Source organism: Pseudoalteromonas sp. KJ63-1 (genome assembly GCF_055808145.1).
The window spans coordinates 17,763-28,047 of the sequence record NZ_JBVVRL010000002.1; the positions used below are offsets into that span (position 1 = coordinate 17,763).

At 38.7% G+C, this 10,285-nt stretch carries 10 protein-coding genes; 5 read left to right on the forward strand and 5 right to left on the reverse strand.

The genetic code is table 11. The annotated features are described in order from the left end of the window. Positions 1–34 precede the first annotated feature (34 nt). Complete coding sequence (locus AC0L7Q_RS16570; protein WP_178957190.1) at positions 35–1,315, forward strand: flavohemoglobin expression-modulating QEGLA motif protein; 1,281 nt, start codon at positions 35–37, stop codon at positions 1,313–1,315. 72 nt (positions 1,316–1,387) lie between these two features. Here the strand turns inward: AC0L7Q_RS16570 and AC0L7Q_RS16575 are convergent, their stop codons facing one another. The 4 genes from AC0L7Q_RS16575 to AC0L7Q_RS16590 form a co-directional block, all read right to left on the reverse strand. Next, on the reverse strand, positions 1,388–2,191 hold the full coding sequence (locus tag AC0L7Q_RS16575; protein WP_413403174.1) for a DUF1338 domain-containing protein: 804 nt from the start codon (positions 2,189–2,191) through the stop codon (positions 1,388–1,390). A gap of 27 nt (positions 2,192–2,218) precedes the next feature. Next, on the reverse strand, positions 2,219–3,685 hold the full coding sequence (astD, locus tag AC0L7Q_RS16580) for a succinylglutamate-semialdehyde dehydrogenase (RefSeq protein WP_413403176.1): 1,467 nt from the start codon (positions 3,683–3,685) through the stop codon (positions 2,219–2,221). Positions 3,686–3,693: 8 nt separating this feature from the next. Next, positions 3,694–4,728: an arginine N-succinyltransferase gene (astA, locus tag AC0L7Q_RS16585; protein WP_010388944.1), complete on the reverse strand. Its 1,035-nt coding sequence runs from the start codon at positions 4,726–4,728 to the stop codon at positions 3,694–3,696. Positions 4,729–4,797: 69 nt separating this feature from the next. After that, positions 4,798–6,003 carry an aspartate aminotransferase family protein gene (locus AC0L7Q_RS16590; protein WP_290168121.1) on the reverse strand — a complete coding sequence of 402 codons (1,206 nt, stop codon included), beginning with the start codon at positions 6,001–6,003 and terminating at the stop codon, positions 4,798–4,800. 191 nt (positions 6,004–6,194) lie between these two features. On the opposite strand from AC0L7Q_RS16590, the gene AC0L7Q_RS16595 reads away from it, so the two are divergent. The 3 genes from AC0L7Q_RS16595 to AC0L7Q_RS16605 all read left to right on the forward strand — a co-directional run bounded on the left by AC0L7Q_RS16595 (position 6,195) and on the right by AC0L7Q_RS16605 (position 8,680). Next, positions 6,195–6,623 carry an Lrp/AsnC family transcriptional regulator gene (locus tag AC0L7Q_RS16595; RefSeq protein WP_138608036.1) on the forward strand — a complete coding sequence of 143 codons (429 nt, stop codon included), beginning with the start codon at positions 6,195–6,197 and terminating at the stop codon, positions 6,621–6,623. A gap of 520 nt (positions 6,624–7,143) precedes the next feature. Continuing rightward, positions 7,144–7,521 (forward strand): hypothetical protein, encoded by a 378-nt coding sequence (locus AC0L7Q_RS16600; protein WP_138607917.1) that lies wholly within the window; start codon positions 7,144–7,146, stop codon positions 7,519–7,521. Between the two features lie 133 nt (positions 7,522–7,654). After that, positions 7,655–8,680, forward strand: a complete 1,026-nt coding sequence (locus tag AC0L7Q_RS16605; RefSeq protein ID WP_409425877.1) for a GGDEF domain-containing protein — start codon at positions 7,655–7,657, stop codon at positions 8,678–8,680. A gap of 1 nt (position 8,681) precedes the next feature. Here the strand turns inward: AC0L7Q_RS16605 and AC0L7Q_RS16610 are convergent, their stop codons facing one another. Further along, positions 8,682–9,605, reverse strand: coding sequence for a hypothetical protein (locus tag AC0L7Q_RS16610; protein WP_413403179.1), 924 nt, complete (start codon positions 9,603–9,605; stop codon positions 8,682–8,684). 373 nt (positions 9,606–9,978) lie between these two features. Here AC0L7Q_RS16610 and AC0L7Q_RS16615 point away from each other — a divergent pair, with 373 nt between their 5' ends. After that, positions 9,979–10,281 (forward strand): isoamylase early set domain-containing protein, encoded by a 303-nt coding sequence (locus AC0L7Q_RS16615; protein WP_178957171.1) that lies wholly within the window; start codon positions 9,979–9,981, stop codon positions 10,279–10,281. Positions 10,282–10,285 lie beyond the last annotated feature (4 nt).

The window sequence follows — 10,285 nt, forward strand, 5'->3', positions numbered from 1 at the left end:
ATGCTCAAAGTTCACTTTATGTTGAGCTTTTACCATGATAGACAAAGCGTTACTTTTAAAAACTCGTGAATTATCCGACCAACTTATTGCACTGCAAACCCCCATTAGAATACTCGATGCAATTAATTGGGATAAACAGACTAAAGAAGAGTTTTTTAGGCAAAAATGTCAAAAAAATCCTCTGATAGATCGTGCCTATTACCAACAGCGCGATTTAGGATTTGTGCCCAGTGAGTTGCGCCAAGCATTTTCAACACTGCATCGTAATATTATTAATCAGTTGGGACAATTAAACCCAATAACCCAATATATGGGTAAAATGTGTGGTGAATATAAAACAGTGCTCAATATGCTGGAGCATCGAGGCACTGCCGAATTTCATGACTTGTCGGTAGAGCTATTTGGTCACCCAAAAGATCTTTTTCATGCTGGTGAGCCTTCTTTATCTGAGCTTGCTAATATGCTCGAGCAGCCATTAAAAAGTTTACTTGATGCGAATATTTTGCCTGAAGATCCTAAAAATATTGATGCCAGTGATGCGGTGCGGATTTTATCTGAACAAGTTAATGCCAGTATGCAAGGCATTAATGTGGAAGTAATGCTTAGTGATGGAATTGTCAGTGATGCCGCAGCAGGAGCTAACAATATAAAGCTTAATCAAGATGTTAAGTTTTCTCAGCGCGAATTAGATATTTTAGAGGTACACGAGGGCTGGATCCATGTAGGCACCACTCAAAATGGATTAGCGCAACCTTATTTAACTTGTTTGAGTAAAGGCACGCCAAGCTCTACCGTTACCCAAGAAGGGCTTGCAGTACTGACCGAAATAATTACTCTTAAATCAACACCACGTCGCTTATCAAAATTAGTAAACCGTATTCAAGCGGTCACCAAAGTGATTGATGGTGCTGAGTTTGTAGATATATACCGAGATTATGTAGCACAAGGGTTATCAAAAGACGACAGCTACACCCTTGCACAGCGTGTATTTAGAGGTAGCACCGCAACCGGCTTACCGTTTACTAAAGACATTGCTTATATAAAAGGCTTTGTATTGGTTTATAACTTAATTCGGGTGGCGATACAGCTTGGCAGAATTGACCAATTACCGCTATTGCTGGTGGGTAAAATATCAATTGATGACTTTAGGTTAATATCGCAACTACATGATTTAGGTGTGATTGAAAACCCGCAATTTGTGCCGCCTCATTTTAAAGATTTAAGAGGACTTGCTACGTGGCTGAGCTTTGGTCGTTTTATTGGTAATTTGTCATTTGAACAATTAGAAAACGACTACAAGCCGTTGTTTTTATGATTTATAAGTGAGCTTTTTCTCAGAAACAAAAAAAGCCCAAAAATGGGCTTTTTTTAATTTAGCACAACACAGTTAACGTGCGTTGGTGCTCTCGAAAATTTTATCTGCAGAGGCTGCAACAAATCCAGTGTAAATTTCACCATCTGGTTTTGGATAACGAATAGCAAACTCGTAAAAACAGCTAGGAATGCGCATATCGCCATCGCAAAAGGTCACAGCGTATTCATCAGCTAATGTTGATGATTGCTCTAGTAGCACCTCTGGTGAGCCTTTTACTTCGCCTCCTGAGGTATTAAGTGCAAAACCTGCATCTTTAAGAGCTTGGTTTACATCATGGATGTTATCAAATTTAGCTAAGGTATTAATGTTCACAGTAAAATGATTTGCACGGTAACCCCACGCAGACATCCACGCTGCATATTCGCTCTCAGCTAATAACTTTTTGTAAGTATCAGTGCTTACTTGCCAATGTGTGCCTGAATATAAAAAGTTATCGGCAGTCACAGCGCTTTCGTCAATTTGTGCAACCATATCAGTAACGATAGCTTGAAGCTCAGGCGAACATTTTTCAACTAATAATTCAGAAATAAACACTTTAGGCTGTGTCGGATCGCTATGTTCATAATGCTTGGCGTAGAGCTTTTTTGCTTCAAAGTGGTACTCACCACATTCTTTATAACCAATAGCTAAAAAGTGCGCAGCTAGTTTTTCAAGGCATACTTTTTCTATGTTAAAAGTACGCAAAGCAATATGATCGTTAATAATGTCGTCTTTTTGCGTTGAGCCTAATAAGTCATGAATTTTATCAGCTGATGGCGTTACGGTTAGGTAGTTTTGCCATAAGTTATCAAATAATGTGTTTACATCAGTATGCATGGTAAATCCTTAAATTTTCTAAAATTGTTATTCAATTATTAAGCCCGGTGCGAGGGTTTGCGGTAAATTAACTTTTTCTGACTCTACTGAGGCTACTGGGTATGCGCAGTAATCTGCAGCATAGTATGCACTGGCTCTGTGGTTACCACTGGCACCTATGCCACCAAATGGCGCTGCGCTTGATGCGCCAGTAATAGGGCGGTTCCAGTTAACAATACCGGCACGAATACGCTTTAAAAAGTGGCTGTAATCATCTTCGCTGTCTGCAAGTAAACCTGCAGATAAACCAAAGCTGGTGTTGTTCGCCTCTTCTATAGCGCTATCAAAGTCAGTGTAGCGGTATACTTTAATTAGCGGGCCAAAGTGTTCTTCATCAGCGATTTCATCGATATTAGTGACATCAATAATACCAGGGCTGACAAACCCAGTGCCTGGTTTTAATTGTTTAAGCTCAACGAGTACCTCAGCACCTTGTTTAACTAGGTCAGCTTGCGCTGCAACCATTCCTAACGCGGCTTTTTCACTGATCATGGCACCCATAAATGGTTGTTCGTCAGCAAAGCTATCATCTACAAGAATATTTTTGGTTGCGCTGATCAGCTTTTCTAAAATCGCATCGCCATTGGCTGATTTTTCAATAAATAATCGACGTGCACACGTACAACGCTGACCCGAAGTAATAAAGCCCGATTGAATAATATCGTGAACGGCGGCGCTCACATCAGCAACATCTTTAACCACCAGCGGATTGTTACCGCCCATTTCAAGCGCTAAGATTTTACCTGGATGGCCTGCAAATTGTTTATGTAATAAATGGCCTGTGTTTGAGCTACCAGTAAAAAATAAGCCATCGATATCTTGATGTGAGGCAAGCGCTTTACCTGTCTCTAGTTCACCTTGAACAAGGTTTATAACTCCAGCAGGTAAGCCTGCTTTTAGCCACAGCTCTAAGGTAAACTGGGCTACATGAGGAGTTAATTCAGATGGTTTAAACACCACGGTATTACCCGCTAATATAGCAGGGACTATATGACCGTTTGGTAAATGCCCAGGGAAATTATATGGGCCAAAAATAGCCACTACACCATGTGGTTTGTGGCGAATAAAGGCTTTTGCGCCAGGCATTGGGTTTTCGGTTGTGCCAGTACGTTCATTGTAAGCACGGATAGCAATAGCAACCTTGCCTGTCATCGCACCGACTTCTGTGCGCGTTTCCCATAGTGGTTTACCTGTTTCACGAGCAATAATGCTAGCAAATTCTTCGCTGTGTTCTTTTAATTGGGCAACAAAGTTTTCTAAAATGGTAATACGTTGTTCAATTGGCATATCGGCCCATTGAATTTGCGCGGCTCTTGCCGCTTCAATAGCACTGCTAACTTGTTCGGGGCTGGCACCATTACCTTGCCAAACAACTTCGCCATTGCTTGGATTAACAGAATTAAAAGCAGGGCCTTGGCCTGCGTGCCATTGGTTATTAATTAGTTGTGTGTTCATAAATAGTGTTACAGGCGGAAAAATCGCGCTGCATCTCCTTGATTTAAATGAAGTGCATCAGCTACTTCTTGGCTGATAACTAAGGTGTGCTTTGCTTGATTATAATGAGCGTGTTTAGTGAACGTGGCTCTAAAGTCGCTAACTCCTTGATTACAAATAGCAAGGGTATCTGAGCTTTGCTCATTAATATGTTCAAGTTCACCAATGGTAATTGGGCACACTTGTGAATCACGAATACTGCGAATATTACCGAGCTTTGCCTCTACCGTGGGACCTGCGTCAAATAAATCAACGTAGCCACGATGTTCAAACCCTTCTTTTTCAAGCAACTTAAGTGCAGGCTTGGTTTTATCATGAACATGCCCAATCACCGCTTGTGCCTTTTTACTTAGCAAGTTTACATAGATAGGGTATTTAGGCATAAGTTCGCTGATAAATACTTTATCGCCTAATCCAACTAAGTGATCAGCTTGTGGAAATTCAATACTAAAAAAGTGTTCTTGTAACCATTGCCAAAATGGAGAGTGGCCCTGTTCATCACTCACGCCACGCATTTCAGCAATCACAGTGTCGGCAAAACGTTCACTGTGCTGTGCCATAAATAAAAAGCGTGAACGTGATAAAAACCGCCCTGTTAAGCCTTTTCTGCTGTCTTCACGTAAAAATAAAGTACATATTTCTGAGCAGCCTGTGTAGTCATTACACATACTTAAAATATCAACGGTATTGTAAACGTTTAAGGTGGGTGAATGATGGACAGTTTTACCTAAATGGTAGTGATACAAAGGCACAGACAAACCGACGGCCGCTTCTATGGCGGTAGTACCAATTACTTTGCCAGTGTCACTGTCTTCTAAAACAAATAAATAGCTTTCATCGATAGGCTTATTTACATTTTTAGTAAAGCTGTTTTGTGCACGGTCTATTTTTTCTTGTAGTTGTCCATCATCGACAGGTAAAGAGGTAAAACCATGGCCTGATTCAATGGCAATCTCTTTAAGTGCTGCAAAATCATTGACAGTAATAGGACGTAATACTTGCATTAATTACTTGCTCCAATAAAGCCCTGAGGTAAACATTTATCTCAGGGTTTTATATGTTTTACTTAGTGATTAACCGTTTACAACTTCGCTCACTGCTTTTTCAAAGCGAGCTAAGCCTTCTTTAATGTCCTCAAATGGGATCACTAATGAAGGCGTAAAGCGGATAACGTTCATTCCAGCGACTAAATTCATTAAACCGTTGTTAGCACTTGCAACTAAAAAGTCGCGAGCTCGGCCTTCAAACTTTTCATTTAATACCGCACCAATGAGTAAGCCTTTACCGCGTACTTCACTAAATACATGGTATTTTTCGTTAATAGTATTTAGACCATCACGGAACATTTGCTCACGCTCTTTTACGCCATTTAAAACCGCAGGGGTATTTACTGTGTCAAAAGCCGCTTCTGCTACAGCACACGCTAATGGGTTACCACCGTAGGTAGAACCATGAGTGCCTATTTTTAGGTGTGCTGCAATGTCAGTAGTGGTGATCATCGCGCCAATTGGGAAACCGCCACCTAATGCTTTAGCCGTGGTTAAAATGTCAGGAATAACATCTAGGCCTTCGTATGCGTATAAGTGACCTGTACGGCCAACACCCGTTTGCACTTCATCAAAAATAAGCAGTGCGTTATGCTTAGTACACAGTTCACGTACTTTTTGTGCAAATTCATTGGTTGGTGGCACAATGCCGCCTTCACCTTGTAATGGCTCCATCATTACCGCACAAGTATCATCACCAATTAAGGCTTCAAAAGCGGCAATATCATTGTAATCACAATGAACAATATCAGCAGGTTTTGGACCAAAACCATCTGAGTAAGCGGCTTGGCCACCCACTGTTACAGTGAAAAAAGTACGGCCGTGAAAGCCTTTATTAAAAGCGATAATTTTAGATTTTTCAGCACCAAATTTATCCAGTGCAAAGCGACGCGCTAATTTTAAAGCCGCTTCGTTTGCTTCAGCTCCTGAGTTTGCAAAGTAAACTTTTTCAGCAAAGGTCGCATCAACCATTTTTTTAGCTAAGCGAAGTGCTGGCTCATTGGTCATTACATTTGCTAAGTGCCAAATTTTCTCGCCTTGCTCTTTAAGTGCGCCTACTAATGCAGGGTGGCAATGACCTAAACAATTAACCGCAATACCACCGGCAAAATCGATAAATTCGTTATTATTTTGATCCCACACGCGTGAGCCTTCACCACGAACCGGAATAACTGCAGATGGGTTGTAGTTAGGGACCATTACGTCGTTAAATAAATCTCTGGTTACTTGCATTTTTACACCTAAATTAATCACATAAAAAAATACGTTGCTGAAAAAATAACGCTAAGCTCAGGCTTATTCAGCAATACAATGCGTTTTACTTGTTAAAAGTGTCATTATCAAAGGTTATGAATTAAATTTGCAGTGCTATTTTGTGAAAAATGATTAGAATAATGGTCAAATCAACGAAACTTATTAGCATTATGATAACTCCCCAAGATGAAAAGTTACTATCAGTATTAAAAATGAACGCTCGAGCGAGTATTTCTGATCTAGCTCGGCATTTAAATTTATCACGCTCAACAGTGCAAAGCCGTATGCTCAAGTTGGAGCAAAGTGGGGTAATTAAAGGGTATAGCGTTGACTTTGGTGATGATTTTTTAAATAGCTTGGTTTCTGCGCACGTCTCTATAAAGGTTATGCAGAAGCTAACGACAAAAACCAACGTAGAGTTAAAGCAAATAGATGCTATATCTCAGTTGTATGCAATTAGTGGTGAGTTTGATTTAATTGCCATTGTTGAGGCTCAAAACCTTGAGCAGTTGAGTCATTTACTGGACGATATAGGTAATCTCGATGGCGTAGAGCGTACTCGTTCCTCGGTTATTTTAGAAACTAAATTTAAGCGTTAATTAGGGTCTGTTGACTTTTCAAGGTTGAATTTGCAGCAGTCTGTTTGGTATTTAGGCAAGGCAGAGCCTATGTGGTGTGGTTATTCCCCATAAATAGGCGATAACGCAGCATCAATGCCAAACAGGCGCTGCCCGAAGGGTTCTGCCTAGGGGCGATTTACTCTTTGTTGCTCGGTTTTTACTTAGCCCACTAGGTTACAAACCTCGCGCCGCGATCAAACCGCCCCTAGTTTGAACAAATTTTAATCCGCAAAGGTCAACAGACCCTAGATTATTTATCGCTATTCAGTGAGTATTAATTATTTGCATTTAAGCCTACTTAATTGTAACCTTCTAATTATTAGGAACAAGGATTGTTTTTACCAAATCAATAGGCTCTTCGCCTCTTCGTTTGCCACAATCCCCAAGTATTGAATAAACCTGATAAATATACTTATTACATGTATAAACCTTAGTTGGTTATACTATGTAAAACAGGGTGTTTTGGAAAAACAGCTCAAACACATTACAAGGAAATGTTATGAAATACACAACACTAGCTGCTGCAGCCTTATTAATAATAGGTGGCTCATATTTAAGTGCGAAGGCCACTTTATTTGACTCAAGCGATAATATAACGGTTGAAACTTACAGCGATATATTTTTCAAACTAGAATCCTCTCCCATCAATATTGATGAGATTATTACTGGCGCGAGTCAGTTTGCCAATAGCTTATGTGATGAAAGTATTTATCAAGAAGTCATTGGAGAGTCAGTAAACTCATGCAAGCAAAAATTCAAACAATCACAAGCGCAGTGTGCTGACTTTATTACAAAAAATAGTGAGGTTATGTACACTGATAAAGTGGCTATAACGCTGGTATCTGAAAAATTTATAAATTGTATGACTAATAGTTAGGTTTCCTTTATTTAAGATTAGTAATAAAAATCTCCCTGAGCTGGCAGGCATTAATAAAACCTAGCATATTCCACGGCGTGGTCTATGCTGAATTTTATTAGTTGTTAACGCCCAGTTTGCTTTAGGGAGTACAATGCAAGAAAATTTACTCAATTCAGTCATCAAAATAACTAAAAATAGAGATGTAGATTCTCTTGAATACAGTTTGATATCGACCATCCAAGAGTTTATTGGCTGTAAAGAAGTCTCAGTTTATAAAGATATAGAAGTTCAGGGCCAGCTTACTATTGAGCAAAGTCTTTGTTTAAAAATTACTGGTGAAAAACAATTTGAGTGGCAACAACGACAAATTGTTACACACCCTGAGGATGAACTTCTATCTTGCTTACGTTCTGCTTGCATTATCACGGTGCAATCAACAGATGGCATTGAGCGCCGTTGGTTACCTATTACCCGCCAAGAAAAAACAGTTGCCGCAATTTCAGTGGTTTCAAACAGCCTAGATAGTCCATCTCAAGTGATGTTGAATGCTTTTTGTCGTATTTTTGAAAACTATTTAGTCATTCTTCATGAAAATGAAAGAGATAAATTAACAGGTCTATTAAATAGACAAACCTTTGAGAAAAAAATAAAGCAACTGATTGAAAAACAAGTATTGAAAGTACACAGTTTATCCCGGGGTGAGGGTAAAAGGCTGCAAAAATACGCATCTACATCTTGGTTGGCTATTTTAGACATTGATCACTTTAAAAATATAAACGACAAGTATGGTCATATCTGTGGCGATGAAGTGCTACTGATATTAGCGCAAAAAATGCGTCATTTTTTTCGTTCAACCGATTTGATTTTTCGCTTTGGTGGAGAAGAATTTGTGATTGTTTTTGAGCCTACCGAGGCAAACTCCATAAGTAATAAAATGGCAGAATTTTTACAGCTCGTCAGAAATACATCGTTTCCTTTTATTGGAAATATGACGGTCAGTGCTGGTTTAGCACGTATTAGCCCTTATGATTTTCCAATCACTGTAATAGAGAATGCTGATAAAGCACTCTATTACGCTAAAAATAATGGCCGAGATAAATTTTGTATCTACGAAGATTTAATTGCTGAACAGCTAATCAAAGTACAAGAAAATGATTCAGAAATAGATTTATTTTAACTTACTTAGCTTGAGTATGACTTCGTTTGACTTTAACTTTAGTAACTTGGTCGAGCTTTAAAAAATAAACATTACCGCCAATGCCTTTAAATTCCTCATCGGTAAAGGCAATTGTATTGTTATCATAAAACGTGATCGCTTCTTTTTGGGTCACAATGCCGAGATCAATTTTAGACACATCGCCAGAGAAAAATTTGTCCCCTTTGAAATTTTCAAACAGCCAAATACTGGTTGAATCTAGTAGTGCAAGTTTTTTTCTATCTGGGCTGAGCGCTGCAGAGGTGATCCAGCATAGCTTTTCCATAGTGGTGCAGGTTCTAAATGAGTCTATTAGCTGGGCGTCAAAATTTGCTGCGTGATCGCCTACTTTATAAACGTTAGTAATACCATCGAATGGCTCTGTGCGATTTTTAGTAAATAAATATAAATGCCGGCCAAAAGCCACAAAAGCTTCTAAGTCGTAGTTACGTTGCTCTGGCTTTATTGGGCTGCCGTCTAATTCTGGGTAGGTAAACTTAATTATCTCGGCTTCGGTGGTATTTGTTTTGATATCAATGGGGTTTTCTATTTTATAAATGGTTAGCCATTTACGTTCATTTTTATTATTGCCAAAGTCCCCTAAGAAAAAATGACCAAATTTATTTTGCGTCATGTCCTCCCAGTCAATATTTTTTGCATTGCTCACCAAAATTTCTTTAGCGATAGAACCATCATCATTGAGTCTATAAAGCTTAGGTTCGTCGCCGCTGTCATTAATAGCCCATAGACGTTTATATTTATCAAATTCTATACCTGAAATTTCTTTTAACTTTGGATCTACAGAGACAAGCTTTTTACTATATAGTGTATAAATTGAACTACCCACAACAGCGATGATGGTTAGAAAAACAATAACAGAGGTAATAAAAATGCTTTTTTTAATCATAGTCTTTAAATATTCATCGCATTGGCTAGGTGGATAATTATTATCGCTGATGATGCCGCTAAGCTAAAGGTTTTTAACCATAATGCGGTAATAAAAATGATTATGAGTGTATTGTTTTAAAAGTTATTTAATTGAGTGTAGTTGGTTTAAAAATTGCTCAGTAAAGGAGCTTACCTAAAAATCTGTTTAAATGGTTAAAAACTGCACCAACCTAGTGCGGTAAAATAAATAACGCACTGTAATAATGCGTAAATAAAGTTTTGTTTAACTTTAAGCTTGTTTTTATGTGAATGAATGGATTCCACATCGCCTATTTAAGCTGTTTGGCCTGTGGCAAAGATGAATAACCCTTATGGTTTAGTTGGAGCCTATTATGTTGAATAAACGCTTTTTTAAGACAAAAAACGAAGCAGAAGTTACGTTTGAATTTTCTCATCCTGATGCTGAAGATGTCTGTTTACTTGGGGAGTTTAATGATTGGCAGCCAGTGCCAATGAAACTAAATAAAAAGTTGGGTGTGTTTAAATGTAAACAGCGTTTGCCTGTTGATAAAGAGTTTCACTTCCGTTACTTGATTAATGGTAAGCAGTGGGACAACGACCATCAGGCTGATGGCTATCAGGCCAATAATTTTGGTTCAGAGAACAGTATAGTAAATACTCAACGCATTAATTAAGGTT

Excerpts from the sequence above, each read along its gene's own strand:
- AC0L7Q_RS16570 (WP_178957190.1), top strand. The coding sequence starts at position 35 with ATGATAGACAAAGCGTTACTTTTAAAAACTCGTGAATTATCCGACCAA.
- AC0L7Q_RS16575 (WP_413403174.1), bottom strand. The coding sequence starts at position 2,191 with ATGCATACTGATGTAAACACATTATTTGATAACTTATGGCAAAACTAC.
- astD (WP_413403176.1), bottom strand. The coding sequence starts at position 3,685 with ATGAACACACAACTAATTAATAACCAATGGCACGCAGGCCAAGGCCCT.
- astA (WP_010388944.1), bottom strand. The coding sequence starts at position 4,728 with ATGCAAGTATTACGTCCTATTACTGTCAATGATTTTGCAGCACTTAAA.
- AC0L7Q_RS16590 (WP_290168121.1), bottom strand. The coding sequence starts at position 6,003 with ATGCAAGTAACCAGAGATTTATTTAACGACGTAATGGTCCCTAACTAC.
- AC0L7Q_RS16595 (WP_138608036.1), top strand. The coding sequence starts at position 6,195 with ATGATAACTCCCCAAGATGAAAAGTTACTATCAGTATTAAAAATGAAC.
- AC0L7Q_RS16600 (WP_138607917.1), top strand. The coding sequence starts at position 7,144 with ATGAAATACACAACACTAGCTGCTGCAGCCTTATTAATAATAGGTGGC.
- AC0L7Q_RS16605 (WP_409425877.1), top strand. The coding sequence starts at position 7,655 with ATGCAAGAAAATTTACTCAATTCAGTCATCAAAATAACTAAAAATAGA.
- AC0L7Q_RS16610 (WP_413403179.1), bottom strand. The coding sequence starts at position 9,605 with ATGATTAAAAAAAGCATTTTTATTACCTCTGTTATTGTTTTTCTAACC.
- AC0L7Q_RS16615 (WP_178957171.1), top strand. The coding sequence starts at position 9,979 with ATGTTGAATAAACGCTTTTTTAAGACAAAAAACGAAGCAGAAGTTACG.